The organism is Micromonospora sp. NPDC005367 (assembly GCF_040606825.1).
GTDB lineage: Bacteria > Actinomycetota > Actinomycetes > Mycobacteriales > Micromonosporaceae > Micromonospora.
On record NZ_JBEXFP010000022.1, the window covers coordinates 26605 to 52382 of the forward strand.

At 70.6% G+C, this 25778-nt stretch carries 24 protein-coding genes, 3 tRNA genes and 2 pseudogenes; 12 read left to right on the forward strand and 17 right to left on the reverse strand.

The genetic code is table 11. From position 1 onward, the window contains the following. Positions 1 to 24 precede the first annotated feature (24 nt). Entirely contained in the window at positions 25 to 1200 is a 1176-nt protein-coding gene (locus ABZS42_RS17370; RefSeq protein ID WP_355146338.1) for an ROK family transcriptional regulator, read from the reverse strand. Positions 1201 to 1369: 169 nt separating this feature from the next. Between ABZS42_RS17370 and ABZS42_RS17375 the strand changes: the two genes are divergently transcribed. Further along, entirely contained in the window at positions 1370 to 2824 is a 1455-nt protein-coding gene (locus tag ABZS42_RS17375) for a glycoside hydrolase family 3 N-terminal domain-containing protein (RefSeq protein ID WP_355146340.1), read from the forward strand. Between the two features lie 309 nt (positions 2825 to 3133). On the opposite strand, the gene ABZS42_RS17380 is transcribed toward ABZS42_RS17375, so the two are convergent. Beyond that, on the reverse strand, positions 3134 to 3796 hold the full coding sequence (locus ABZS42_RS17380; protein WP_355146342.1) for a GNAT family N-acetyltransferase: 663 nt from the start codon (positions 3794 to 3796) through the stop codon (positions 3134 to 3136). A gap of 193 nt (positions 3797 to 3989) precedes the next feature. Here ABZS42_RS17380 and ABZS42_RS17385 point away from each other — a divergent pair, with 193 nt between their 5' ends. Continuing rightward, positions 3990 to 4211, forward strand: coding sequence for a DNA repair protein (locus ABZS42_RS17385; protein WP_355146344.1), 222 nt, complete (start codon positions 3990 to 3992; stop codon positions 4209 to 4211). 106 nt (positions 4212 to 4317) lie between these two features. Then, entirely contained in the window at positions 4318 to 4833 is a 516-nt protein-coding gene (locus tag ABZS42_RS17390) for a hypothetical protein (RefSeq protein WP_355146346.1), read from the forward strand. Between the two features lie 10 nt (positions 4834 to 4843). On the opposite strand, the gene ABZS42_RS17395 is transcribed toward ABZS42_RS17390, so the two are convergent. Beyond that, entirely contained in the window at positions 4844 to 5575 is a 732-nt protein-coding gene (locus ABZS42_RS17395) for a Clp protease N-terminal domain-containing protein (protein ID WP_355146348.1), read from the reverse strand. A 227-nt stretch (positions 5576 to 5802) separates the two neighbouring features. Between ABZS42_RS17395 and ABZS42_RS17400 the strand changes: the two genes are divergently transcribed. Further along, positions 5803 to 6327 (forward strand): hypothetical protein, encoded by a 525-nt coding sequence (locus tag ABZS42_RS17400; protein ID WP_355146350.1) that lies wholly within the window; start codon positions 5803 to 5805, stop codon positions 6325 to 6327. Between the two features lie 12 nt (positions 6328 to 6339). Here ABZS42_RS17400 and ABZS42_RS17405 read toward each other — a convergent pair whose 3' ends face one another. Further along, the gene (locus tag ABZS42_RS17405; protein WP_355146352.1) at positions 6340 to 6729 is read right to left on the reverse strand and encodes a DUF2267 domain-containing protein; all 390 of its coding nucleotides are present in this window, start codon (positions 6727 to 6729) and stop codon (positions 6340 to 6342) included. Between the two features lie 211 nt (positions 6730 to 6940). On the opposite strand from ABZS42_RS17405, the gene ABZS42_RS17410 reads away from it, so the two are divergent. The 3 genes from ABZS42_RS17410 to ABZS42_RS17420 all read left to right on the forward strand — a co-directional run bounded on the left by ABZS42_RS17410 (position 6941) and on the right by ABZS42_RS17420 (position 10630). Further along, entirely contained in the window at positions 6941 to 7768 is an 828-nt protein-coding gene (locus ABZS42_RS17410) for a DUF72 domain-containing protein (protein ID WP_355146354.1), read from the forward strand. A 124-nt stretch (positions 7769 to 7892) separates the two neighbouring features. Then, positions 7893 to 9083 (forward strand): MFS transporter, encoded by a 1191-nt coding sequence (locus ABZS42_RS17415; protein WP_355146356.1) that lies wholly within the window; start codon positions 7893 to 7895, stop codon positions 9081 to 9083. Between the two features lie 143 nt (positions 9084 to 9226). Beyond that, the gene (locus ABZS42_RS17420; RefSeq protein WP_355146358.1) at positions 9227 to 10630 is read left to right on the forward strand and encodes a carboxylesterase family protein; all 1404 of its coding nucleotides are present in this window, start codon (positions 9227 to 9229) and stop codon (positions 10628 to 10630) included. On the opposite strand, the gene ABZS42_RS17425 is transcribed toward ABZS42_RS17420, so the two are convergent. The 6 genes and pseudogenes from ABZS42_RS17425 to ABZS42_RS17450 form a co-directional block, all read right to left on the reverse strand. Then, entirely contained in the window at positions 10627 to 11622 is a 996-nt protein-coding gene (locus tag ABZS42_RS17425) for an NADPH:quinone oxidoreductase family protein (RefSeq protein ID WP_355146360.1), read from the reverse strand. The two genes, ABZS42_RS17420 and ABZS42_RS17425, sit on opposite strands and share 4 nt — an antisense overlap. A 196-nt stretch (positions 11623 to 11818) precedes the next feature. After that, a complete protein-coding gene (locus ABZS42_RS17430; RefSeq protein ID WP_355146362.1) occupies positions 11819 to 12535 on the reverse strand; it encodes an ElyC/SanA/YdcF family protein in 717 nt (238 codons plus the stop codon). Continuing rightward, on the reverse strand, positions 12532 to 13083 hold the full coding sequence (locus ABZS42_RS17435) for a DUF1990 domain-containing protein (RefSeq protein WP_355146462.1): 552 nt from the start codon (positions 13081 to 13083) through the stop codon (positions 12532 to 12534). Before ABZS42_RS17435 ends, ABZS42_RS17430 begins: the two co-directional genes overlap by 4 nt. Positions 13084 to 13903: 820 nt before the next feature. Then, on the reverse strand, positions 13904 to 14473 hold the full coding sequence (locus tag ABZS42_RS17440) for a kinase (RefSeq protein ID WP_355146364.1): 570 nt from the start codon (positions 14471 to 14473) through the stop codon (positions 13904 to 13906). A gap of 15 nt (positions 14474 to 14488) precedes the next feature. Continuing rightward, the gene (locus ABZS42_RS17445) at positions 14489 to 15151 is read right to left on the reverse strand and encodes a pentapeptide repeat-containing protein (RefSeq protein WP_355146366.1); all 663 of its coding nucleotides are present in this window, start codon (positions 15149 to 15151) and stop codon (positions 14489 to 14491) included. A 260-nt stretch (positions 15152 to 15411) separates the two neighbouring features. Beyond that, positions 15412 to 15699: pseudogene (locus tag ABZS42_RS17450) on the reverse strand (radical SAM protein); the annotation flags it as partial. A 96-nt stretch (positions 15700 to 15795) separates the two neighbouring features. Here ABZS42_RS17450 and ABZS42_RS17455 point away from each other — a divergent pair. Continuing rightward, positions 15796 to 16668 carry a hypothetical protein gene (locus ABZS42_RS17455; protein ID WP_355146368.1) on the forward strand — a complete coding sequence of 291 codons (873 nt, stop codon included), beginning with the start codon at positions 15796 to 15798 and terminating at the stop codon, positions 16666 to 16668. 7 nt (positions 16669 to 16675) lie between these two features. Here the strand turns inward: ABZS42_RS17455 and ABZS42_RS17460 are convergent, their stop codons facing one another. From ABZS42_RS17460 to ABZS42_RS17470, 3 genes are all read right to left on the reverse strand, one after another. Then, entirely contained in the window at positions 16676 to 16972 is a 297-nt protein-coding gene (locus tag ABZS42_RS17460) for a DUF4326 domain-containing protein (protein WP_355146370.1), read from the reverse strand. Between the two features lie 266 nt (positions 16973 to 17238). Beyond that, positions 17239 to 17314, reverse strand: a tRNA-Lys gene (locus ABZS42_RS17465). 62 nt (positions 17315 to 17376) lie between these two features. Next, a complete protein-coding gene (locus ABZS42_RS17470; RefSeq protein ID WP_355146372.1) occupies positions 17377 to 18351 on the reverse strand; it encodes an NADPH:quinone reductase in 975 nt (324 codons plus the stop codon). A gap of 319 nt (positions 18352 to 18670) precedes the next feature. On the opposite strand from ABZS42_RS17470, the gene ABZS42_RS17475 reads away from it, so the two are divergent. After that, entirely contained in the window at positions 18671 to 19228 is a 558-nt protein-coding gene (locus ABZS42_RS17475) for a hypothetical protein (protein WP_355146374.1), read from the forward strand. A 92-nt stretch (positions 19229 to 19320) separates the two neighbouring features. On the opposite strand, the gene ABZS42_RS17480 is transcribed toward ABZS42_RS17475, so the two are convergent. Then, positions 19321 to 19396 (reverse strand) — tRNA-Lys (locus ABZS42_RS17480). A 186-nt stretch (positions 19397 to 19582) separates the two neighbouring features. Here ABZS42_RS17480 and ABZS42_RS17485 point away from each other — a divergent pair. Both ABZS42_RS17485 and ABZS42_RS17490 read left to right on the forward strand, forming a co-directional pair. Next, on the forward strand, positions 19583 to 20845 hold the full coding sequence (locus tag ABZS42_RS17485) for an Ig-like domain-containing protein (RefSeq protein WP_355146376.1): 1263 nt from the start codon (positions 19583 to 19585) through the stop codon (positions 20843 to 20845). A gap of 238 nt (positions 20846 to 21083) precedes the next feature. Further along, positions 21084 to 22379, forward strand: coding sequence for an Ig-like domain-containing protein (locus ABZS42_RS17490; RefSeq protein WP_355146378.1), 1296 nt, complete (start codon positions 21084 to 21086; stop codon positions 22377 to 22379). Positions 22380 to 22619: 240 nt separating this feature from the next. Here ABZS42_RS17490 and ABZS42_RS17495 read toward each other — a convergent pair. Together ABZS42_RS17495 and orn are read right to left on the reverse strand one after the other, a co-directional pair. Continuing rightward, positions 22620 to 22695 (reverse strand) — tRNA-His (locus ABZS42_RS17495). A gap of 125 nt (positions 22696 to 22820) precedes the next feature. Next, positions 22821 to 23417 carry an oligoribonuclease gene (gene orn / locus ABZS42_RS17500; RefSeq protein ID WP_355146380.1) on the reverse strand — a complete coding sequence of 199 codons (597 nt, stop codon included), beginning with the start codon at positions 23415 to 23417 and terminating at the stop codon, positions 22821 to 22823. A 66-nt stretch (positions 23418 to 23483) separates the two neighbouring features. On the opposite strand from orn, the gene ABZS42_RS17505 reads away from it, so the two are divergent. Beyond that, positions 23484 to 24839 (forward strand): glycosyltransferase family 87 protein, encoded by a 1356-nt coding sequence (locus tag ABZS42_RS17505; RefSeq protein WP_355146382.1) that lies wholly within the window; start codon positions 23484 to 23486, stop codon positions 24837 to 24839. Positions 24840 to 25328: 489 nt separating this feature from the next. Here ABZS42_RS17505 and ABZS42_RS17510 read toward each other — a convergent pair. Next, positions 25329 to 25547 (reverse strand): annotated as a pseudogene (locus ABZS42_RS17510) (hypothetical protein); the annotation flags it as partial. Positions 25548 to 25778: the final 231 nt, after the last annotated feature.

Sequence of the window (25778 nt, forward strand, 5' to 3'; positions counted from 1 at the left end):
CGGGCGGGGGCATGCCGGGGCCGGTCAGCCCACTGTGGATCCGAAGACCTCGTCGCGGACGGCGTCCAGCGCGGTACGCAGCGCGCCGTGCAGGATCGGCTCCTCGGTCAACCCGGTCGGCACCACCCGGGGGCGCACCAGCGAGATGTCCGCGACCTCCTGCTGCACCCGGTCGGCGAGGGCCGCTCCGCCCGCCTGACCGACCTCACCGGCGAGCACGACGAGCGGCGGGTCCAGCACCACGCAGGTGCTGGCCACGCCCAGCGCGAGCCGGCGGGCCAGCTCGTCGAGCACCGGGCCGCCGTCGGCGCCGGCCTCGATCGCGGCGCGAACCGCGTCGGCGGCGTTGTCGACCGTGAAGCCGTTCTCCCGGGCCACGGCTCGGACCGCGTCCGCGTCGACGAGCCGCTGGAACGCGGGCTTGGCCCGCCGGGCGACGTCGCGCGGGATCGGAACGCCGGGCACCGGGAGGTAGCCGATCTCGCCGGCCGCGCCGCTGCTGCCGTGGTGCAGCCGCCCGCCCAGCATGATCGCCTGGCCGACACCGGCGCCGACCCAGACCAGGACGAAGTCCGACAGGCCCTGGGCCGCGCCGGACTGAGCCTCGGCGACCGCGGCGAGGTTCACGTCGTTCTCGAAGACGACCGGGGTGTGCAGGTCCTCACGCAGGGCGGCGAGCAGACCCCGGTGCCAGCGCGGCAGGTTGAAGGCGAACGTGATGTCCCCGGTGCCCGGGTCGACCAGACCGGGTGTACCGAGCACGACCCTCCGTACGCTCGACAGCTGCGCCTGCGCGCTGCCGGCGACCTGGACCACTGCGTTGTGCACCACGCCCACCGGGTCGTCGGTGTCCCGGGTGGACTGTTCCACCCGGCCGATGACCGTGCCGGTGATGTCGGCGCAGGCGGCCACCACCCGGTCCGGGCCGACGTCCACGCCGACCACGTGCGCACTGCCCGGCCGTACGGCGTAGAGCTGGGCGTTCGGCCCCCGCCCGCCGGCCTGCTCGCCGACCCGGGTGACCAGCCCGCGCTCCTCCAGGCGTTCGACCAGCTGCGAGGCGGTGACCTTCGACAGCCCGGTCAGCTCGCCGAGCCGCGCGCGGGTCAACGGTCCCCGTTCGAGCAGCAGTTCCAGCGCCGCACGGTCGTTGAGCGCCCGCAACAGGCGGGGTGTGCCGGGCAGCCGCGTCGCACTCATGCCAGTCCTCTAGTTCAGCAAACTTTGCTAACTGTAAACCAACCTGGAAATGGGTAGCCGTAGCGTATCGGCCACCCGGACCCGGAGTACTCGGTCGACCCGGCAGGGCTGCGCGGGCGGGACGGCCGGAATACGACGCCGCGCCGTGCGGCACCGAAGGGGGAGATCAGTGGGGCTGGATCCAGGACTTCGCCGGCTCGCGCTGGGCACGCTGCTGGCCGCGTACCCGGGGCCGATCCCGCCCGACTGGGCGGTCGATCTGCTGGCCGAGGGGCTGGCCGGGCACACCCTGTTCGGCACCAACGTGCACGACCCGGCGCAGCTCGCGGCGACCACGGCGGCCCTGCGGCAGGGGCGGGCGGACGTGCTGATCGCCATCGACGAGGAGGGCGGGGACGTCACCCGCCTGGCCCATGCCACCGGCAGCCCGTACCCGGGAAACGCCGCACTCGGCGCGATCGGCGACGTCGCGCTGACCCGGCGGGTCTACGAGGCGATCGGCGCGGAGTTGGCGGAGCTCGGCATCACCATCGACCTCGCCCCCACCGTCGACGTGAACAGCGCCGACGAGAACCCGGTGATCGGCACCCGCTCCTTCGGCGCCGACCCACTCCGGGTAGCCGCGCACTCCGCCGCCGCGGTGGCCGGTCTCCAGGCCACCGGCGTGGCGGCCTGCGCCAAGCACTTTCCGGGGCACGGCGCGACGGTCGCCGACTCGCACCACGAACTGCCCACCGTCGACGTTCCGCTCGACGTGCTGCGCCGCCGTGACCTGCCACCGTTCGCCGCCGTGATCGCCGCGGGCGCCCAGGCCGTCATGACCGCCCACATCCGGGTGCCGGCGCTGACCGGCACCGGCCCGGCCACCTTCAGCCGCGAGGTCCTGGTCGACCTGCTCCGCACCGAGTACGGCTTCACCGGCGCCGTCATCACCGACGCGCTGGAGATGAAGGGCGCCTCGGTCGCGGCCGGTGGTGTCGGGCCGGCGGCCGTCCGGGCCCTCGCCGCGGGCGCGGACCTGCTCTGCATCGGCGCGAAGGTCGACGCCGAACTCGTCGAACAGGTCGCCGCCGAGATCGTCGAGGCACTCGGCGACGGGCGGCTGGACCGGGCCCGGGTCGAGCAGGCGGCCGGACGCGCCGCCACGCTCGCCGCCTGGACCCGCGTCGCGAACCGCCTTCCGACCGGCGGCGGCACCGACCTGGGGTACGCGGCGGCCCGGCGCGCCGTGAAGATCGACGGGGTGCTCACCGACCTGGACCGGCCGTTGGTGGTGCAACTGCACGCCGCGTCCACCATCGCCGAGGGCCGGGTGCCCTGGGGTCTCGGCCCGCACCTGGCCGGCACCGAGGAGGTCCGCGTGGTCGCGGCCGAGACCGATCCGGCCGCCCTGCGCCACCTCGCCGGAGACCGGCCGATCGTGCTGGTCGGCCGCCGCCTCCATCAGCTTCCCGGAGGCCCGGAGCTGATCACCGCGCTGGCCGCCGTGCATCCGGTGACGGTGGTCGAGATGGGCTGGCCCGCGCAGTGGCGCCCGGCCGGGGTGCGCGCCTTCGTCACCACGTACGGGGCGAGCCACGCCAACGGCCGCGCGGCCGCCGAGGTGCTCGGTCTGACCGGCTGAACCAGGACCCGGCCCACTTCACCATCGGCACGCTGCGTCACGGCTGCCCGCTCGGCGCCAAAGCGATTTCCTTCCAGGTCAAGTCCACAATTCGACACGTCGAACCGGCGCGAGGCGTCTTGCCCTGAAGGCATTCGATACGTAGCGTGATCGGCGGAAGACGCGACCGGGCATGCGCGCTGGTCGCGCCCACGGGGACCTGGGGGGAGGCTGCGGACCGTGGATCCGGCCCGGGATCCACGGTCCGCGCTGTACGGCCCCCGGCTCAGCACACGTCACCGCACCCCGGCGGTCATCCCGGCTTCGAACTCAGCGCGGGTACACCCCGAACGAACGCCAGCCGCGGTCCGGAAACCCCGCGGCATCGGCCACCCGGGCCGACGCCTGATTGCCCCGCTCGTGCAGGTAGGTCGGCACCGCCCCCTCGTCGAGCACCCGGCGGGCGGCCTGGGCGACGAGTCGCCGGGCCAGTCCCCGACCCTGAGCCTCCGGCGCGGTGCCGACGGCCAGCTCGTGGCCGTACGCGTCATGCCGCTTCACCCCCGCCCCGGCCAGGTATCGGCCGTCGGCGGCGCGGACCACCAGCACGTCGTTGTCGAAGAGCCGCAGCCACGGTGGCAGCCCGGGTGAGGTGGGCCGGATCCACTCCCCGACGTCCGGTAGCGGCGCGGGCGCCAGGCTCCACCGGAACGGGCCGTCGTGCGTGGCCCAGTCGGGCAGGCCGACGGCCGCGGGCAGCGCCGGGACCAGCCGATCCGGCGGAAGGTCGGCGAGCGCGCGCACCCGTGCGACCCGATCCGGCGCCACGGAGAGCACGGTGCTGCGCCCGGCGCCCACCGCGACGGCGGGCCGTAGCCGGCCGTCCCAGGCCGGGTGGGCGCGACGCCGCGAGGACACCACGTGCAGGCCCGGGCCGGCCGGCCACTGCCCGAGCCAGCTCGCCAGGTGCAGATGGAGCCGCCGGTCGAGCACGCCGCCACCTCCGTGATCCGGTCCTGCCCGGCGGTGTCCGGCCCACCGACCGGGCGCCCAGCCACCGGGCCTCGTCGCCGATCACCGTACGCCGGACGGGGTGGGCGGACGTGGCCCGCGCTCAGGATCGCCCCGGATTCCTCGCCGCAGGGGAACCCGGTGTCGACTCCGTACGTCACATCCACTTCCAGATATGGACACCTTTCTCTGGGACGGTGACGTCATGCCGAATCAGCCGAAGGACCGACAGCAGCAGGACACCGAGCGCGGCTGGAACGTCGGCGCGCGATTCCCGGCGCAGCCGCCGTACCGCGGTGTGCGGGCCTGCGGTGACCCGGATCGGGCACTGGGCTGGGCCGAGCTGAACGAGCTGCCCGCCGGGGCGTCCGCTCGGCACGGTCGGGGCGGCCGCTGACGACGCGAGCGGCGACACACGGGTCCGTCCACCCCCGGCTTTCGCACACCTGTCGGGTAACGTCGTCTGGTCCCGAATCCGGTCGACGACAGGAGTAGCTCCGCGCATGGGCAAGAAGACGATCCGTGTCTCCGACTTCAGCGGTACCGTTCTGCAGCCGGAGGACGAGGTGGTCCGCATCGTGGTGCTGGAGCATCCCGACCTGGTCGCCGGGCCTGTGCAGTTGGAGGCCACCCCGGTCGAGGTGGAGAGCATCGACGACGCCGCCCTGGACGTGGCGGTGGTCGAGATCTACGACCAGCACGACGGCGAGCCGCGCCGGGTGGTGCTCACCGCCAGCGAGTTCGACTCGATGGCGACCGACGCGCCGATGGCGCAGTTGCTCAAGACCGCTGAGCGGGTGCGCCCGCCGAAGGCGCGCAAGAACGTGGAGCGGCTCGACTACGGGACCATCGAGCACGCCGGGAAGCCGCACCGGGGCCGGGTGACCGAGGAGGAGGCCCGCCTGGTTCGGGAGCAGCTCGACGAGGTCAACAAGCGCCTCGCCGACGCGGGCGTCCGGCAGATCGACCCGGCCGACCCGGAGCACGCGGCACGGTACGGCTTCCCCACCGCCTCCTGACCCTGCCGGGTCAGGCCCGGTTCCGCGTGATCTCTTCGAGCGCCGCGGCGATGTCGGCCTCGACGGCGGCTTTGTCGACGCCGAGGCCGGCCAGCACGCCGGTGCCGTTCTCCAGCTCCAGCAGTGCGAGCAGGATGTGCTCGGTGCCGATGTAGTTGTGCCCCAACCGCAACGCCTCGCGGAAGGTCAGCTCCAGCGCCTTCTTGGCCTGCGCGTCGAAGGGGATGAGGGCGGGGAGTTCCTCGGACGAGGGCGCCGGCAGCGCGGCGGTGGCCGCCTCGCGCACCTGCTCCAGGGTGACGCCCTGCGCGACGATCGCCTTCGCGGCGAGCGCCTCGGGTTCGCTGAGCAGCCCCAGCACGATGTGCTCCGGCCGGATCTCGGCGTGCCCGCTGGCGCGCGTCTCGGTCTGCGACGTCACCACCACGTTGCGGGCCCGGGGGGTGTAGCGGTTGAAGCCCTGCTGCGGGTCGAGCGGCGCGTCCTTGGCGACGAACCGCTTCTGGGCCGCCTGCTTGCTGACGCCCATGCTGCGGCCGATTTCCGTCCAGGAGGCACCCGCGCGGCGGGCCTGGTCCACGAAGTGCCCGATCAGGTGGTCGGCCACCTCACCGAGGTGGTCTCCCACGAGGACCGCGTCGCTGAGCTGCTCCAGCGGCTCGCTGCGCGCTTTCTTGATCGCCTGGATCAGGTCGTCCAGGCGTACGGGGATGTCCATCGGGACAGGTTCAGGATTGGTCATGCGTCAACTCTAGGTTGACGCACCCGCCCCGTCAACCAACGGTTGACGATCGGGCCGAACGTCGACCGCCTGGAACGGGTCAGGAGAGTTCGAAAGCTAGGGAAACACCGGATTCCCCGGGTGGCCCGCGTCCGTACCGTCGGTGACGCGACCCGCCGTTCCGGCGCCCGAGCCCGCAAGGCCGGCCGGCGGACACACTTCCGAGCAGGTAGAACGGAGTCAATCCCATGCGCCGAATGATCCTGCCCGCGCTCTGCGTGGCCGCCCTCGTACTGGTGGGCTGCGACAGCCCCGACTCCACCAAACCCGATCCGGGCGCGGACATCGACGCACCGATCGACGGCGGCGACCTCACCGACCTCGGCGACGCGGCTGACGCCGCCCCGCCCAAATGCCCGTTCACCGCCGACCAGGTGTCCGAGCTCGTCGGCCAGCCGATGGTCGACCAGGGCAACTGCCTCTTCGGCGACGGCAACGGCGTGGCGAGCCTGACCATCACCACCGCGTCCAGAACCGCGGGTGAGATGACGTACGACTACCAGCGCCAGCAGGCCGACCAGATCTACCAGAAGGTGACCGACATCGACCAGGGCGGCAAGGGCTACGTCGCGGTCAAGGACATCGAGGGGCAGGCCGTCCTCATCGCCGCCCCGGGCACGTTCACGATCACGCTGTCCAGCTTCCAGCGCCTGGGCGGCCCCGAGGGCTACGAGCAGACCCTACGCCGGATGATCGAGGTGCTGCCCAAGTGACGTACTGACAGGTCAGGGCGTGTGCGGCACGGGCTCGGCCAGGGCCTGGATCTCCGTGGGCAGCTGCGCCAGCGCCTCCAGGAACTCCCGGTGCCCGACCACGCGGTGCAGGGTCTGCAGGACGGCGCCGGCGCCCTGCTCGGCGATGAGGGGGCTCACCTCGGCGCGCTCGGTGACCCGGCGCAGGAACTCGTCGTACCCGAACACCTCGGGCTCCTCCGGCGCGGTCCGGGCCAGCAGCGGGCGGAGCTCGTGCGCCACGTGGCCGGCCAGCGCGCCCGCCTCAGCGCCGCTGATCCGCTCGGCGAGCGTACACAAGGTGGCCTCGGTCAGCGCGCGGGCCGTCACCTCCGGGACGCCCGCCCGGTCGGCGACCTTGTCGTAGAAACTGAGCTCGGCCATGACCCGTCCTTCCCGAAGCAGAGATGCGTGGCTACCCGCAGCAATCGGCGGCAAACGGACCGGCCAGACCGGCGACCGGCCGTCGAGGAGAGCGCTGAGACCCGCCGTATACCGTTTCCGGCGGCCGTCGACGTCCCGGTGCGGGGGCGGACCGATGGTGTTCGGTCTACCGGAGAGGTGGGAAGCCTTGCGTCTTCACGTGGGTTGCGCGATGTGGTCGCACAGGGCGTGGCAGGGCCAGTTCCTGGCGCATCCCCTGCCCGCCGAAGAGCGCCTGCGGCACTACGCCGGCTGGTGCGACGCCGTCGAGGGAAACACCACGTTCTACGCGACGCCCACCCGGGAGAGCGTGGCGTCGTGGGCCGAGCAGACCGACCCCGACTTCCGGTTCGTGCTCAAGCTGCCGAAGCTCATCACACACGAACGCCGGCTCGGTGAGGTCGGCGACGCGCTGCGCGGGTTCCTCGACGCCATCGAACCACTCGGCCCGCGGGCCCACGCCCTCTGGATCCAACTGCCGGGATCGTTCGGCCCCACCGACGTGCCCGTGCTCGCCCGTTTCCTGCGCCGGCTCCCCGACACCCACCGGTACGCCGTGGAGGTCCGTCACCCCGCGTTCTTCGACGACCCCCGCTCGGCGCGCCTGCTCGAGGAGACGCTCACCACGGTGGCCGCCGAATGGGTGCCGTTCGACACCACCACGTTCTTCCAGAGCCCGCCGACCAGCGACGCGGAACGGGACGCCTGGGTCAAGAAGCCCCGGGTGTCGCTCCGATCCGCCGCGCTGACCGACCGGCCGATCGTCCGCTACCTCGGGCGCGACGACGCCGAACGCACGGTCGAGGGCTGGCAGCACTGGGTCGAGATCGTCGCCGGGTGGCTGCGCGAGGGCCGCTCCCCCACCTTCTTCGTCCACACCCCGGACAACGCCGACGCGCCGCTGCTGGCCCGACGTTTCCACGACGAGGTTCGGGTCCGGGTACCCGGACTCGCACCCCTGCCCGTACCGATCCCGGCCGAGCCGATGACCCTTTTCTGACAGTCGCCGACGCGTCGTCCGGGCTGGTCGGCGTGCGGCGAAGCGCAACGGGTATCCGCGGTGCCTGCGTACCTGCGTCCAGACCGGTCGGGCGGGCCGCCCGCAGCGCACTCGAGGAGCATGCATGAGCATCGCCGGGCAGGCGCGTCTCTCACCGAACGCTTCCCTGGTCCTGCTCGCCTCGATCCTGGTGTCGTTCCTGGCGGCCTCGTCCGCCCCTACCCCCCTCTACGGGATCTACCAGGCGACCTGGCACTTCTCATCGATCACCACCACTCTGGTGTTCGCCATCTACGCCGCCGCGGTGCTGGGGTCCCTGCTCACCTTCGGCAAACTCTCGGACCACCTCGGCCGGCGGCCGATCCTGCTCTGCGCGATCGCGGTGCAGATGATCGCGCTGGTCATCTTCGTCTTCGCGGGTGGCGTGGGCGCGCTGCTGGCGGCCCGGGTCGTGCAGGGGCTCGCAGCCGGCGCCGCCACCGGCGCCATCGGCGCCGCGATGCTCGACATCAACCGCATCCGAGGCACGCTCGCGAACTCGTTCGCGCCGGGCATCGGCACCGGCGGCGGGGCGCTGCTGTCGGCGCTGTTCATCCAGTTCCTGCCCGCGCCGACGCGACTCGTGTACATCGTCCTGTTCGTGATCCTGCTGGTCCAGGGCATCGGGATCGTGCTGATGCCGGAGACCGTCACGCCGATGGCGGGAGCGCTGCGCAGCCTGCGGCCGGAGATCACGTTGCCCCGCGCCGTACGCGGGCCGGTGCTCGCGGTCGCCCCGGTGCTCTTCGCCGTCTGGGCGCTGGCCGGCTTCTTCGGCGCGCTCGGCCCCGCGCTCGTACGCACCCTCGGACCCACCTCGATCGTGCTCGGCGGAGTGGCGCTCTTCGTCTTCGCCGGCCTCTCGTCCGTCACCGTCCTCCTGCTGCGCAACACTCCCGCGGATACCGTCATGCTCACGGGGGTCAGCGCCCTCATCCTGGGCATGATCGTCACGCTGGTGTCGGTCATGATGGACCTCGTCGCCGGCTTCTTCGTCGGCATCGCGCTGGGCGGCGTCGGCTTCGGCGGCGGTTTCCAGGGCAGCCTCAAGACCGTCCTGCCACTGGTCGAGGCGCACCAGCGCGCCAGCGTCCTGTCCCTGCTCTACATCGTCTCCTACGTGGGCCTCGGCCTGCCCGCCGTCATCGCGGGCTTCCTCGTCGTCTACGGCGGTGGCCTGCCCATGACGGCCGACGAGTACAGCATCGCCATCATCGTGCTGGCCGCGGTGGCCCTCTTCGGGCTGCGCAGGGCCAGGAAGAAGACACCCGCCTGAGCCAAGCCGCCCGGACCATGGCGTACGTCTCCCGGAGGCGTACGCCCTCGTCGCCTGCCTGACCCTCGGGGCTACCGTTGCGCGTTCTCCCCGTTGGGTCGTCGCCGTCCGGCCCGCAGCGCTGCGAGAGAGGCGGGATCACGGTGACGTCCGAGGCGTTCGTGCAGGATGGTGCCGGCGTCGGCTCGGCCCGGCCCGACGCCCCGCCGGCGGCGGAGGAAGTGCTGGTCAGCGTGCGTGGGGGCACGCTGCGCGGCGCACGCGAGAGCGGTCTGACGGTCCTGCGTGGCGTCCGGTACGCGACCGCGGAGCGGTTCGCCCCGCCGGTGCCCGAGAAACCATGGTCCGGGGTACGCGACGCCCGGAAGCACGGCGGCGTCAGCCCGCAGCCAGCGGCCCGGTCCGTGGGGCCCGCGGGCATGTCCGAGCTGGGCCTCCAGTCGGAGGACTGCCTGAATCTGACGATCGTGACCCCGGCCGCCGACCGGGCGCGGCGGCCGGTGCTGGTGTGGCTGCACGGCGGCTCGTACCGTTCCGGCTCCGGTTCCTGGGACCGCTACCGGACCGACCGGCTCGCCCGCGAGGGCGACGTGGTCGTGGTGAGCGTCAACTATCGGCTCGGCGCGCTCGGCTACCTGCGGTCACCCGGTGTCTCCCCCGGCAACCTCGGCCTCCTCGACCAGATCGAGGCGCTGCGCTGGGTACGTGACAACGCCGCGGATCTGGGCGGCGACCCGGAGAACGTCACAGTGGTGGGCCAGTCGTCGGGTGCCCACTCGGTGGCCTGCCTGCTGGGTGTGGCGCAGGCGCGCCCGCTGTTCCGCCGGGCCGTGCTGCAGAGCCCGCCGCTCGGTCTGGGCCTGGGCAGCCCCGCCCTGGCCGGTCGGGTGGCCGAGCGCTTCCTCACCCGGTTGGGACGGGATCCGTGGCAGGCGTCGACGGCGGAGCTGATCGCGGCGCAGCAGCTGACCGAACGCGACCTGGCGGCACGTGCCGGGTTCGGCATGGCCCCGGTGTACGGGCCGGTCGCCGGCACCGATCCGCTGCCGGAGGTACGGGGCTGGCGGGCCGCCACCCGGGAGGGTGCGGAGAACCTGGAGGTGGTGCTCGGCAGCACCCGCCGGGAGATCGCCTACTTCCTGGCCGACGGGCCGATCTCCCGGCACGTCCCCGTGCTGGGACGCGCCGCCGAGAACGCGGTCATCGACCTGGCCACCCGGGCGGTCTTCGCCCGGCCCACCCTCCGGTTCGGCCGGCAGCTGGCCCGGGCCGGCGCCCGGGTCTTCGCGTACCGCATCGACGAGCCGGCCTCGACCTCGCCGTACCGGGCCTGCCACTGCAGCGACCTGCCCCTGCTCTTCGGCGACGAGGCCGCCTGGGCGAACGCGCCGATGCTCGCCGGACTGAGCTGGGCCGAGGTGGCCGACCGGGGTGCCGAGATCCGTTCGGCCTGGTTGTCGTTCGCCGCCGGCGGCGCGGAGGCGTTGGCCGTACAGGGCTGGGCCGGGTACTCCGGCCGAGCCGCCGCGGTGCGCCGCCTCGGCTAGGGCGCCGCGACCCGGACCACGGACTTGCCCGCCCCCGGCGCGGTCTGGTTCGCGACCATCCGCGGCACCTCGTCGAAGGCGTAGACCGCGCCCACCGGTGTGGTGATGACGCCCCGCTCGGCCAGGTCGGCGAGGCGCTCCCAGACGGCGGCCTCGGCCTGCGGATCCTCCTGGGGCATGGACAGCACGCCGACCACGGTCTGGTTACGCAGCATCAGCTGCATCGGATCCAGCGCCACGGGGGCGCCGCTGGCCAGGCCGACGACGGCGATACGGCCGTTGCGGACGAGACTCCGCATGGCCATGGCCGCGGTCTCGCCACCCACCGGGTCGTAGATGAGGTCCACACCTCGTCCGTTCGTGATCTCGGCGATTCGGGCGGTGAGGTCCTGCGTTCGGTAGTTCACTCCGTGGTCCGCGCCGTACCGGGCGCAGAACTCCAGCTTCTCGGCGCTGCCGGCCACCGCGATCACGGTCGCGCCCAGCGCCTTGCCCAGCTGGATGGCGGTGGCGCCGCTGCTGCCGGCCGCGCCCAGGATCAGCAGTGTCTGCCCCGCCTCGACCGGGGCGCGCTCGACCAGACCCGTGTACGCCGTTCGGAACCCGATCGGGAACCCGCCGGCCTGCTCGTCGGTCATCCCCGCGGGGATCCGGACGGTCGATATCTCTCTCAGGTAGGCGTAGTCGGCGTACCCGCCCCAGCCCTTGAGGAACTCGGTGATACCCGCCACCCGGTCACCCACCGCGAACCGAGAGCCCGACGGTACGGCGACTACCTCGCCGGCCGCCTCCTCGCCGAGCCCGAACGGAGGGTCGCCGAGCAGCGGGAACTTTCCCGCTGTCATCATCGCGTCGGGATACCCGGCACCCGCGGTTCGCACCCGGATGAGCACCTGTCCCGGCGACGGCTCGGGCCAGGTGAGTTCCTGCAGTTCGATCGCCTCTTCCGGGACGCCGAACCTCGCCACCCGCCACGCACGACCAGAAAACATCTCGCTCCCCTGCTGTTCCTCGCGCCGACAACACCCTCTCCCACGATCTTGCAAGCTGCCAGGTTCACCGGTGACGACTTCGACACAACCCCCGGACGTTGCTGTACGACCGCCGACCAGGTTGATCGACTCGGTTTCCTTGAAGTCGGGCCGTCCCAGACGCCGGGACAGCCCGACTTCAAGGAGCCCGAGAGGATCATCCGGAGTTCCCGGTCAGGAAGGTCTCGTGGTCGCTCCACAGCCATCGCAGGTACCGCTGTAGATCATCGAACGTGGCGACCCACCCCTCGTCGACGTACCTCAGGATGCGGGCCACTTCCCCCGGCAACAGGTCGTACGCGGTCGCCTGGGTCTCGGGGGCGGCGGCGTCGGGAGAGATCGTCACCGGGTCCGGGATGAGGGGGAGGCGAACGCCGATACGGCTGAGCGACTTGAGGACCGTCAGGTAGACGCGGGGCAGGTGGTACGCGGAGACGCTGAGCGCGAGACTCGTGATGCCGAACTCCTTCACCTGGTCTGCGATCCAGGCGGCCTGCAGGCCGGTGTTGGGAGCCGCCTCGGCCTGAAGACGGACCCCGTCGAGGCGACGAAGGCCGAGCCTGCGCAGGTAGGCAAGCGTGATCTCCTGGTACGTCTCTTCCGCCGGGTTGCCGTTCGCGACCAGCAGATGCCTGATGTCCCGGTTGGCCTCCCAGCGCCGGATGGCATGGATGAGACGCCACTGTTCACCCTGGCCGGTCGGCACCACGAGCGCTTCGGCCCGGTCCGCTGCGGACTGCGGCAGGGCCAGGATCGCCATGACGGCCGTCGTCACGTCCAGCAGTTGGGCGGCGGTGAAGTGGGCGAGCTCCGCTGCGCGTACGACGCGCGGAGTCGGCCCGTCTCGCGGCGGGATTTCGTGGTGAACGGTCACGCCGAACCCTCGGCGATGCGCTGCATGGCTCGAACGTAGCGGTCGGTGAAGATGGCCTGCACCTTGCGGCCTGCCGGGCCGCCGAGCCGGGCCATCAGCGACGCGGGAAGCGAGAACGCCGCGATGGCGAAGCGGACCTCGCCGTCGGGCCGGAGCCGCACGACGAACGACTCTTCGCCCCGCACCGGGTGTCCGGGCAGCGTCCCGTAGGCGAAGCCCCGCCGATCCGCTTCCTCGACCCGGTACACCACCCGGCACGGGATGCGGAAACCGAGCGGAGGGATCCCCACCCGCAACACCACGACCGCCCCCGGTGCGGCGCTCGGCTCCGACGCGGTCACCGCCATGCCCGCGCGGCGGTGCATCTCCCAGCCCAGCAACCCGTCGACGGCCTGTTCGAATACGCCGCGGCCGAACCCCAGTGCCGCGTCCCGGCGCGCGTGACGGTAGCCCGACGGCAGCCGGTCCCGGGTGGCCCCGGCATCGGTGTACGTCAGCTCCGCCGCCGCGAGAGCACCGAGCCGCTTCTGATCGCCGGAAACCCGCATCACACCACGTGTCTACCTGACTGGTGGTGCCGCGCACGTCTCGACCATCGGGGTTCGCTCAGCGGGGATGTCTCGCCGTTGCCGATAAGCCGGGTATTCGCACCCCGCTTGACCTGCACTCTTCCAGCCGAGCGTGCCCGCCTGGAGCCAGCCGTGCCACGCAACTGAGCCAGAACGGCTCGCCGCCAGGGGCTCGAACCACGAACCCGCGGTTCAAGAGCCTGATCTCGAAGCGGTCGTGGCGGTGCTGGTGCGGCCGAGGGCGATCTTGACCATGACGAGGAACCTGAGCGCGGAATCATGCGGGAAGTTGTCACTGCCAATGCGTATGGCAGTAGGTGTAGGGGTCGGCACGAGCACGAGAACTCCTTGGTTGAGGCGTGGAATGTGCGATCTGGTGTGCGCGACGACCTGGATGAACGATGCGAACGACCTGCTCGTACCCCTGCTCGGGCTACCACCTCTGCCCGTCGAGGACTGGCCCCACTCCGACGAGGTGGGCGTCCTGCACTGGAGACCCGTGGGCTGGTCGAGTGGGTGCAGGGACGCCCCTTCGTCTGGGTCGACGACGAAATCTCCCACACCGGCCAGCAGTGGGTATCGACTCATCACCATTGCCCGGCCCTACCGCACCGGGTCGACCCACGTCGCGGGCTGACCGAGCACGACTTCACAGTCATCGAGAGCTGGCTCAGGCGGGCGCGGTAGGGCGAGCTCCATGCCGTCGCAGTCGCCGTGCTTGACGGGCTGCCTGGTTACTCGGGACCGGCGTTGGGATCGGTGCGCCGGAACGGCGTCACCGGTAGCCGGTTGGGCTGCTCTACGGGTACGGAACGTTCGGTAGCAGGTCGTCGTCGCGTCTGGTCTGGGGTAGCCCGGCGGCAGCGGCGATGGCCTTGACGGCCTCGTTCAGTCCGGTGGTCTCGGGTAGGACGAGTTCGTCGGGCCAGCCCAGGACGTCATGGGCGGCGTACCAGCCGCTCATGTGCTCGGCGGTGAACTCACCGGCCTGCGGGCGCGTGAGGTGCCGGCGCAGGGTCTCGGCCAGGGACACGTCGAGATAGCAGAACAGTGACCGCCCCTGATGGTTGTCGCGGAGGGCGGTCAGCACGCCCCGGTAGCGGCTGCTGTGCATGATGCCCTCCAGCACCACGTGGTAGCGGTGGTCGAGGGCGAACCGTACGGTCTGCGCGATCAGCGCCGGCGCGATGCCGCCGGGCAGGTCCCGTTCGCGCAGCAGGATGCGGCGCAGGTAGTCCTGCTCGACCAGGGCGCAGCCCCGGCCGTGCCGGCGTCGTAGCTCACGGGCGATGCTGGTCTTGCCCGAGCCGGAATTGCCCCTGATGCAGACGAGGATCGTGTCCGGGCTGCCGGTGGATTCAGCGACCACGATCCCTCCTCGGGTTCAGTCGTTGCGGACGGTGAGGTTGAGGGCGGCGACGGTCAGCTGGGTGAGGTCAGGAAGCTGGTCCTCGCCGAGGGTGACGCCGCGCAGGTTGTCCAGCGGCGTCTTGAGGCCCTGGAGCCGGCTGCCCCGCAGGTCGGCCCCGTCGAGGTGGCAGGAATCCAGTTCCACACCGGCGAGGTCACATGACCGCAGTGCGATGCGCGGTAGCCGGCAGGAGGACCACGCGCCGTTCGTGAGAGTGCAGTCGGTCAAGGCGACCGAGCCGGCGGCGGCGACGCGTTGGAGGGTGGCGTAGTCGAAGCGGCAGCCGTCGAACAGGACGTCCTTGAGGCGTACATCGGTGAGTCTGGTGCCGGTGAACCGGGAGCCGGTGATCGCGCAGCGTTCGATGGTCATGCCGGTCAGGGTCGCGCCGGAGAAGTCGGTGCGGGTGATCTCGCAGCCGAAGAGGCTGCCGGCTTCCCAGGTGGTCTCGCTCAGGTCCACGCCGGTGATCAGGCTGCTGCGGATGTTGACGTCCTCAAGGTGCGAGCCGCGCCACGCCGCGCCGTTGACGAGGGCCTCGGTAAGGCCGCCGTCCAGGTTCTTCGTGGTGTCGAGGTCGTCCGGTTCGAGGTCCGGCAGCAGGACCTTCACATCGCCGATCGTGGTGGTACGCATGTGTCCTCAACCTGTGTGGGCGCGGGGTGGGCACGCCACTTTGCGCGTTCCCGTGGTGGGGTCTACTTCTTCTTGTTCCAGTTGCCCAGCCGGGTCGGCTGTCGAACTTACCCTTGTTATCCCAGGTGGGGCGGTTGTCGCACTTCGCCGCGTCGATCGACGCTACCGACCGCTGCGGGTCGACGCCGAGGCGGGCGAGTTGCGCGGGCGCGGCGTTGACAAGGGTCGCGAGAGCATTGGTCATGGTGCTCCTCCTTGAGGGTGAGGTGGTCCGCGGCGGCGCGGACGAGGGCCTGTCGGGTGGTCCGGCAGTAGGCGGTTTCATGGGCGGTGAACGTCGCGTGCTCGAAGTAGCGGTTGCCGGCCTGGGCGCTGCGGCAGAAGTCGTAGAAGGCGCAGTGGTCGGCACAGCCGTTGAGGGCCGTGACGAACTCGGCGACGTAGTCCAGGTCGTCGGGGCGGGCGAGTATGTCGGTTATGGGCTTATGGAGGACGTTGCCGCCGATGAAGTCGCCGTATCGCGGCTCGGTGATGCCGAGCATCTCCGGTCGGGACCCCGACCCTCACCCCTGCCGGCTAGCACTCTCCCATCAAATGTGGGACTGTCTATGTAACTAAAAGTATTTGAGTGGCTGCATTTAGCGATGTGGGTGGTTCCGTTGGAACAACTTCCATTGTGGGGATCGAGCACCGACGAAGATCCGAGACCGAAGCCAGTCCTGGCACGACCAGCAAAACTCCGCCTCCTGATCACAGTGAAGGCGGCACCCAACCCCTCCGCGCAGTACGGCGAGACGGTCTGCGTCGGGGCACTGGGCATGCACCCGCCCTGGACGGGTTGGATTCGCCTCTACCCGGTTCGCTATCGCGACCTGGACGACGACAGCAAGTTCCACAAGTACGACATCATTCACGTCGAGGCACTGCCAGCCAGGCAAGACCATCGACGCGAGAGCTGGAAGCCGATCGCGGACACCATCACCACCGAGCGGCACGTTGCCAGTCGGCAGTCGCGTCGAAGTCTCCTCGATCCACTCGTCGAAGACTCCATGTGCTGGCTCAACAAACAGGCCCGCGACGACCCGAGCGCACGATCGATCGCGCTGATTCGCGTGGCCGACATTTCGGCTTTTCAAGTGAAGCGACATCCCGGCTGGTCGGCGGAGGATCGCAGGAAAATCGCTGGCTACCTCAACCAGCTCGACCTACTGGAACCGGCCAAGCGCAACCCGCTCCAAGCGCCACGCTTCACCGGCGCCTACCACTACCGCTGCGCGGACCCTCACTGCCGCGGTCACCAGCAGACACTCTGGGACTGGGAGTTTGTCGCCCTGCAACGTCGCCTGGACCGGCTCACCGACGCGGAGGCTGCGGAGCAGCTGAGAAACAAGTTCCTCACCCAGCTCTGCGCCGCCGACCGCGACGTCGCCTTCTACGTGGGCAACCAGGCGGCCCGACCGCAGTCCTTCAGCATCGGCGGCGTCTACGCACCGAGACGACCCACCGCCCGGCACTGACCGTACGTCAACCGATGACGTCGGCCAGCACGTCGGCATGGCACGCATCCTCGGCGCGGCACCAGCACGCCAACTGCTTTCCCGCGAGTTCCCGACGCGCCCGGTCGACAAGGGCCGGCTGCCCCACCAGCCACTGCCGATAGAGGCGTAACGCCTCCGCCCGATCATGCTGTCGCAGGCTGAACGGATTGGCCCACGGAGAACGCCGCAACCCGAACCCCTGCCGCCCCACATACACGGCACCGGGCGGTACCACCGGGTGATACAGGTCCCCCTGCACGCGAACCCGCGGCTGTCCCCCCACGCCGCCAGCGTAAGCGCCGACGGCCGGATGCTTGAAGAAGCGCGGCGGATGCCTCGGCGGTCGGATGCGTCAATGCCCTGACGACCGTGCAGGCTGGCCACCTCAGAAATGACGATGAGCGCAGGCGTCCACGGAACAACGACATGCCCCAGCAACGCCAGCCCGGTCTAACGGCTCCCGAGCACCCACCGAGCCACCACCACGTACCGAGGTGCACGAAAAAGGCCCTGACCCAGGGAGAAACACCAGGTCAGAGCCTTGATCGTTGGTGCGCCGCCAGGGACTCGAACCCCGAACCCGCGGATTAAGAGTCCGCTGCTCTGCCAGTTGAGCTAGCGGCGCTCGCTGACAACGGGAAGAGACATTAACAGGGCCCCGGCATTGCCGAACGGGAGGGCCTTGACCTACGGGTGGATCACCACCCGCCGGCCGCGCAGCTCACCCTGCTCCAGCATGCGGTGCGCCTCCGCCACGGCCGACAACGGCAGCGGCACGGTCTCGCGTGGGGTCAGCCGCCCAGCGGCGAGCATCCGGTTCACCATCACGGCGGCCTCGGTCAGCTCGGCGACTGTGGCGTGGGAGATGACGAAGCCGATGACGGCGCGGTCGTTCTGGTAGAGCGCGCCGACCGGCAGCACCGGCCGGGAGGCGCCCCCGGCGAGCAGCACGATCCGTCCGCGCAGGGCCAGCAGGTCGATGACCTGCTCCAGCTCGTTGCGTCCGGCCGTGTCCAGGTACACGTCGACCCCGTCGGGACTGACCGTTCGCAGCCGGTCGACGAGGTCGGGGGCGTGGTAGTCGAGCGCCTCGACGGCGCCGTTGCGGCGGCAGTATTCGAGGTCGGCCGCGGCGGCGGTCGCCACGACGCAAGCACCTGCCGCGCTGGCGAGCGCGACCAGCGCCGCGCCGACGTTGCCGGCACCACCCGCCACGACGACGGTCTCCCCGGGCCGGAGCCGGCCGTGGACGAACAACGCCAGGTACGCCGTGGCCGCCGGGTGGAGCACGGTCACCGCGGTGGCCGGGTCGACACCGGCGGGCAACCGGAACAGCCGGTCGACGGGCACCACGGCCTGCTCGGCGGCGCTGCCCTGCCTCCCGTCGTACCCCAGGCTGTTGCACCAGACCAGGTCTCCGGCTCGGAAGCCGGCGGCGCCCGGTCCGGCCTCGGCCACCCGGCCGACGAGGTCGCGGCCGACCACGAAGGGCAGCGGCAGCGGCGTGGGGAATGCCCCGGAGCGCACGAAGGTGTCGACCGGGTTGACGGTGGTGGCGATCACGTCGACCAGGACGTCGGTCGGGCCCGGTCGGGGTGCCGGCAGGTCGCCGAAGCGGATGTCGGCGGCGGGCCCGGGACGTTCGATGTACGCGGCTCGCATCGCCTTATTCTGCTCGGCGTCCCGATGGCCGCGCGCCCCGTCTGGAGTACGACGACACTTCGATCCGATGCGGGAGGGCCCGCTGGACCCGAAGGGGTAGCCGGCTCATCCGTCGCCTACCGGACAACCAGGTGACTGCCCGCCGGCGGCCGTCCAACATGCACTGATGGCCGACCGACCTTGCCCCCCGACGCCTGACTCCTCCTGGAAGCGCCGGCCAGGTGGCCTCTACGTCCCCCGTGAGAGCGACGTCCCACCAGCCTCCGCGTCCGCCGAGCAGGGCCACAAGCTCACCGACTGGCTACAGGGCATCGGAACGATGATCGCCACCGTCATCGCCGCCCTGGCGCTACTCGTAGGAGCACTGACGCTGCAGGACCAGCAGCAGATCAACGAGGTGACCCGCGAACGAGCGGAGCGACGGTACGTGGAACGAGTCGCCTGGTGGATCGAGGAAACGGGAAAGTCGCACGTGATACACATTCAGAACCGATCACCGGTGCGTTTGCTGGACGTCGAGGCGCTCTACCGCCCGATCGACACGGCGGATGACCGGCTGGGGGTGGCGCAGTTCGAGCAGATGATCATGCCGTGCACGATGGTCGGCTACGAGCTGGTCCTGCTGGAGGGCGATCACCGGGACGAAAAGATCTGGCCGGTCGCGGGTGAGGGTGCCGACGCACGGTTCCTGGTCAATGATCTGCCGGCCGGCTGGACCCTGCGGCTGCACGACTCCTACGGGGGGTGGGACTTCCCGTTCGACGGCTCACCCCGGCCCATATCCGACAACAGGACACCCTTCCGGATCTACCGGTCGGCCTTGTTGCAGAAACCGAAATATCAACGCGAGATCGCGGACTGCAGCGAAGGTGGATAGGTCGGTCCAACGGCTCTCGAGCGCCCGCCCACCACCGCCGACACGAAAAAGGCTCCGACCCGATGTAGGACATCAGGCCAGAGCCTTATTGCTGGTGCGCCGCCAGGGACTCGAACCCCGAACCCGCGGATTAAGAGTCCGCTGCTCTGCCAGTTGAGCTAGCGGCGCTCGTTGGCAACGGGGAGAACATTAGCACGGGCTCTGAGCGGGGTTCCAATCCGATACCCGGCTCCTCCCTTCGGGCGAGCTTAACGGGCAAATGCATCGAAGAGCCCAACTTGATCTCGCAGGGGGCCTGCCGGCGGCGCGAGATGCGGCACTATGTCCGCCAGGCACGCGAGAACAGAGGTGGGGATGGTCAGGTTCACGCGGGCCGGGGCGTTGGTGGGCGCCCTGGCTCTGGCGGCTTCGCTGGCACTGACGGGTTGCGGCGACGAGCAGCAGAAACCGTCGTTCGTCGGTGGATCGGCACCGGGCACCGGCCCCGATGCCGCGATCGGCGGCTCGTCGACACCGACCGCTCCGGCCGGGCCGCCGCTGCCGGTCAGCCCGGATAACGGAACGAAGAACAAGCCGGTCAGCACCGAGATCAGCGCGGACCTGCCGGACGGCATCAAGATCAAAGAGGTCACGCTGACCAACGCCGCCGGCGATCGGGTCGCGGGCAAGTTGCGCACCGACGGCTCGTCGTGGGTCCCGAACGCGCCGCTGAAGTACGGCGCCAGCTACACGGCGAGCGTCACCGCCGCCGGCTCCGACGGAACCACGCATCAGGGGACCAGCACCTTCACCACGATGAAGAAGCCGAAGTCGACCATCGGCTCCGGGCTGTACCTCTTCGACGACAAGACGTACGGCGTGGCCATGCCGGTGGTGGCCGAGTTCCATCCGGGGATCCCGAAGAAGGACCGGGCCGCCGTGCAGAAGCGGATGTTCGTCCGCACCGACCCGCCGCAGCCGGGGGCCTGGCACTGGGTGGACAACGGCACCCAGGCCTACTACCGCGCGCCGGAGTACTGGCAGCCGGGCACGACGCTCGACGTCCGGATCGCGTTGGCCGGCATCCCGTTGAGCAACGGCCGCTACGGCGACGTGGACCGCAAGGCCACCGCCAAGATCGGCCGCTCCTTCGTGATGAAGGTGGACAACGCCACCAAGAAGATGACGGTGTACGAGGACGGCAAGGTGAGCCGGACCATGCCGGTGAGCCTGGGCAAGAAGAGCACCCCCTCCTCCAGCGGCACGATGGTCGTGATGGAGAAGAAGGAAAAGACCGTCTTCGACACCATGGACGACCCGGATCCCGCCAACCGCTACGTCACCGACATCGAGTACGCCCAGCGGCTGACCTGGGGCGGTGAGTACATCCATGCCGCGCCGTGGTCGGTGGGCGACCAGGGCCGGCGCAACGTTTCGCACGGCTGCGTGAACGTCTCCACCGCCAACGCCCGCTGGCTGTTCGAGAAGACGAGGATCGGCGACCCGATCACCGTCAAGGGCACCGAGCGCAAGCTGGCCGCCGGTAACGGCTGGACCGCCTGGAGTCTGAGCTGGTCGCAGTTCATCAAGGGCAGTGCCCTGCCGGTGCCCAAGGGTGGGGCCGGCCCAGCGCTCTGACGTCACCGTGCGCGCCGGCTCGCGACGTCGAGCCGGCGCGGCGGTACGCGTACGATGTCGGATCGATGGGCGGGAGCGGGACCCGGAAAACCGAACCCTGCTCGCGAACCGCGAATTCTAGCAACAACCCGGGCATAAGTTCTCGGGGTGTTTCGTTTCACCCCCTGCAACGGGTACCCCTTCTGACGCGTCTGTAAGAGACGATGGGTTGTGCGGGGATCACGACTGTGAGGGAATCATGCGAGCTGACCAGGACCAGCTGAACCAAGGTCGCGGCGGCCGGCCAGTCGCGCGACGCCGCGCTCTCGCCGCGGGGCTGATCGCCGCCACACTGGCGCTGACCTCCGCCTGCACCAGCGGCGGCGACGGGAAACCGTCGTCGTGGCAGGGCGGCACGGAGACTCCCGCGCCGAAGGCGGCCGCCACCATCAGCGAGCCCAAGGCCGATGCGAAGGACGTGCCGGCCTCCACGGCCATCGCCTTCAGCACCACCGAGGCGATGGAGACGGCGGTCGAGCTCAAGGACTCCGCCGGCGAGACGGTCAAGGGCAAGCTCGCCGCGGACGGCAAGTCGTGGCTCCCGTCCGGTGTGCTCAAGTACGGCGAGACCTACACGGCGACCGTCACCGCGACCGGCGACGACGGCCGGCCGGCCACGGCGACCAGCACCTTCACCACGATGGCCCAGCCCAGTAAGCAGATCCGGGTGAGCAGCTTCCTCGGCGATGGCCAGACGGTCGGTGTCGGCATGCCGCTGATCGTCAAGTTCAGCCGGGCGATCCCCGAGAGCTACCGCGACGACGTGCAGCGCCGGATGACGGTGACCTCGGTGCCGGCGCAGGAGGGCATCTGGCACTGGGTGAGCCCCACCGAGATCCGCTACCGGCCGAAGCAGTTCTGGAAGGCCAACAGCAAGGTCTCGTACCGGGTCCAGGCCGGCGGCCTGCCGATGGGCAGCGGCTGGTACGGCCGAGCCGACCTGACCGTCGACATCAACATCGGCCCCTCGCTGATCATGACGGTGGACAACAAGACCAAGAAGATGACCGTGACCCGCAACGGCAAGGTGGTCAAGACGATCCTGGTCAGCCTCGGCAAGAAGAGCACCCCGTCGTCGAGCGGCACCATGGTGGTCATCGAGAAGCTGCGCAAGACGGTCTTCGACACCTTCGAGGAGCTCGGGCCCGACGAGGGCTACCGCACGAAGATCGACTACGCCCAGCGGCTCACCTGGGGTGGCGAGTTCATCCACGCCGCCCCGTGGTCGGAGGGGCAGCAGGGCAGTGTGAACGTGTCCCACGGGTGCGTGAACGTGTCGATGGCCGACGGCGCCTGGCTCTTCACCAACACCCGGATCGGCGACCCGATCACGGTGAAGGGCACCGAGCGCAAGCTCCAGAACGGCAACGGCTGGACCGACTGGAACATGAGCTGGAACGAGTACGTCAAGGGCAGCGCCCTGCCGTACGAGCCGCCGACTGAGCCGTCGACCGACGCCACGCCGGACCCGGACGTCACCCCGACCACCGACTGACGTTCCCGAGCGACGCCGAACGCCCCCTCCCCCGGAGGGGGCGTTTCGCGTTCAAGAACTCCCGACCGTCCCACCCGGCTCCAACCCCCGGACCCACCCGGCTGATCATGAAGTTGTTGCCCAGCGCGCCGGCGCAATAACTTCATGATCACCGGGGCCTGCGACCGGGGTGGGAGGGGTCGGGGTGGGGGAGGCGGAGACAAGTCAGGCCCCCTCCGGGGAGGGGGCCTGACTTGCTGCTGGGGTGACTGATGGGAATTGAACCCACGACAACCGGGACCACAACCCGGTGCTCTGCCAACTGAGCTACAGCCACCATGTCGCCGTGCCCGGTCGAATGCTCCGGGCGGCGCGGAACAATAATAGCCCCCCACCCGGCGCCCCCGTCCAGCGGGTTGCGCCGGACGGCCGGCCACCACCGGCGGAGCCCCGGAGCAAGGCTCAGAGCTGCGCGGCGACCGCCTTGGCGCTCTCCACATCGGGACCGGGAAGCGGCACGAAGATGGTCCGCCGGTAGTACTCCAGTTCCCGGATGCTCTCCCGGATGTCCGCGAGCGCCCGGTGCTCCAGCCCCTTGGCCGGCTGACCGAAGTAAACCCGGGGGTACCACCGGCGGCAGAGTTCCTTGATCGAGGAGACGTCGATCATCCGGTAGTGCAGGTGGTTGTCGAGCCGGGTCATGTCCCGGGCGATGAAGCCGCGGTCGGTGGCGATCGAATTGCCGCAGAGCGGGGCGGTACGCGGCTCCTTCACGTACGTCGTGACGTAGTCGAGGACCATGTCCTCCGCCTCGGCCATGGTGACCGTCGACCGGCGGACCTCCTCGGTCAGCCCGGACTTGGCGTGCATCGTCCGGACGATCTCCGGCATCGCGTCCAGCGCCGCGTCGTCCGCGTGGATCACGACGTCGACGCCGTCACCCAGGACGTTGAGATCGCGGTCCGTCACCAGCGCCGCCACCTCGATCAGCTTGTCGCTGCGAAGGTCCAGCCCGGTCATCTCACAGTCGATCCAGACGAGGAGATCAGCCACCGGCACAGACTACGCGCAGCCCACGGGCCGCGGATGCGGGCTCCACGGCGACCAGCCCGCTAGGGTTTCCCCGTGCCACCCGAATCCGTCGTACCACCTGCCGTCACCGATGACGATCCCGGTGGCCGTACGGTTCGCCGTCTCGTCACAGTCGTGGCCCTGGCCGCGGTGCTGCCGGCGCTCTACCTGCCCGGACGGGTGCACGACTTCTTCGACCTGAAGATCTACATGCGCGCGATGCGGTGGTGGGCGGCCGGGAATCCGCTCTACGACTACGCCCAACCGGACCGGGTCCAGGGCGAGCTCTATTTCACCTATCCGCCGTTCAGCGCGCTGCTGCTGCGACCGTTCGCGCTGATCCCGCTCGGTGCCACGATCGCGATCTTCACGATCCTCACTGTGCTGGGCGTGGTGGTGACCACCCGCTGGCTGGTCCGCCCGGTCATCGCGCGGCACGGCCTGCCCCGGGTGTTCGTCCTCACGGTGGCGGTGCTGCTGGTGCTGGCCGTGGAGAGCACCCGCGAGACCATCACCTTCGGCCAGATCAACATGCTGCTGGTCGTACTGATCCTCGCCGACCTGCTCTTCGCCGTACCCCAGGGCCGGCGGTGGGCCGGCGTCGGCGTGGGGCTGGCGACGGCGCTCAAGCTCTTTCCCGGCATCTTCATCGTCTACCTGCTCGCCTGCCGGCGTTGGTGGGCGGCGGCGGTGGCCAGCGCCACCGCCGCGGCGGCGACCCTGCTGGCGGCGGCCGTCGCGCCGAACGACTCGTGGCGGTTCTGGACGCACGAACTGTGGGCCACCGACCGGGTGGGGCGCACCGACTACACCGGCAACCAGTCGCTGTTCGGCCTGCTCAGCCGGTTCACCGCGCCGGACAAGCCGGACCGGCTGATCTGGCTGCTGCTGGTGGCGGTGGTGACCGGGTACGGGCTGTGGCGGGCGGCCCGGGCGGCACGGGTGGGTGACCACCTCGCCGGCCTGACCCTGACCGGGCTCGTCGGCGGCCTGGTCAGCCCGATCACCTGGACCCACCACCTCTACTGGTTCATCCCGGCCGTGGTGGTGTTCGCCGACGCGGCGCTGGGCACCCGCCCGTCGAACGCGGCCGTGCCGTCGGCGGTCGGCGCTTCGTCTGCCGCCGGGCCGATCGGCGACCAAGACCTGGGCCGACGCCGCAGTCTGGCGGTGCTGGCCGTCGCCACCGCCGCCGTGATCATCTACGGCGTCGTCACCTTCTACGACTGGGGCGTCGCGCCGGTCCACACCGACAACCCGTGGCAGTTCCTGGTCCGCAACACGTATGTGCTGCTCAGCCTGCTGCTGCTGGTCACCCTGCCGGCCCGGCCGTCCGTGCCGCGACCGGAGACGTCCCGCCCGACCGCCGAGCCTGAGAAATTGCATCAAATGGACAGAGGCCCCGAGTAGCCACCATCGGCGCTAATCTGACCTCAACTACCTCAAGGACAACTCGGGTAGCGGCACCGATCCCCCGGTGAGGGTGGCCCTCCACGTCGGCAGCGCGGAGGGCCACTCGCCGTTCGCGGGTCCTTACCGGCGGACGAACCAGCTCCGCGTGATCGCTCAGGAACGATGATCGCCGTCGTCCGCCGGCTCCCCCGGCCGGCTCCGACCGTCCACCGGCGCCGGTCGGACCGTCTGCTCCGGCTGGACGGGCGGCCAGGCGAGGGTGAGCGTCACCTCCGGCGGGTGCTCCGCGGTCGCCGTCGACGTCCGGGCCGCCGAGCGGGCGCCAACGTCCGTACCGGAGGGAAGGTCGGTCTCGGCGAGATCCGCCAGGCTGGCCGGCCGGCGAGCCGGCAGCGCGCCGATCGCGGACCGCTCGGCCGCACCGGACCCGACCGCCACGAGCTGCCGCTGGACCCTGCTCATCCGCTCGTCGCCGCCGGTCGGCTGGACGCCCAGGCCGCTGAGCGAGGTGACCCCGAGCCGACCGGCGAGGACCGGCACCTGGTCCGGCTCAACCACGAAGACGACCTCCCGGGGGCGCACCGGGCGGAAGAGCAGGAGCACGGCGAACGTCACCAGCAGCACGCCGCCGGCCAGGAGCCCCCACATCACGGGAGCCGCCCATCCGAGGTTCAGCTCGACGCGCAGGTCCAGCGCCAGGCCCGCACGGCCGTCCGGGCGCATCACCACCAGGCTCAGCGGGCGGCCCGCCAGATCTTCCGGGGTCCACTCCAGCTCGCCGACGCCCTCCCGCGTCCAACCGGGACGGCCCACGGGTACGGATCCGGCCGGCTCGCCGGTGGCCGGCGACGCGCCGGCCTGCTCGAGCCGGACCGGCAGCGGGCCGCGGGCCAGCGCCACCCGCCGCACCGTGGCGTGCGGTACGGGTTCCAGCCA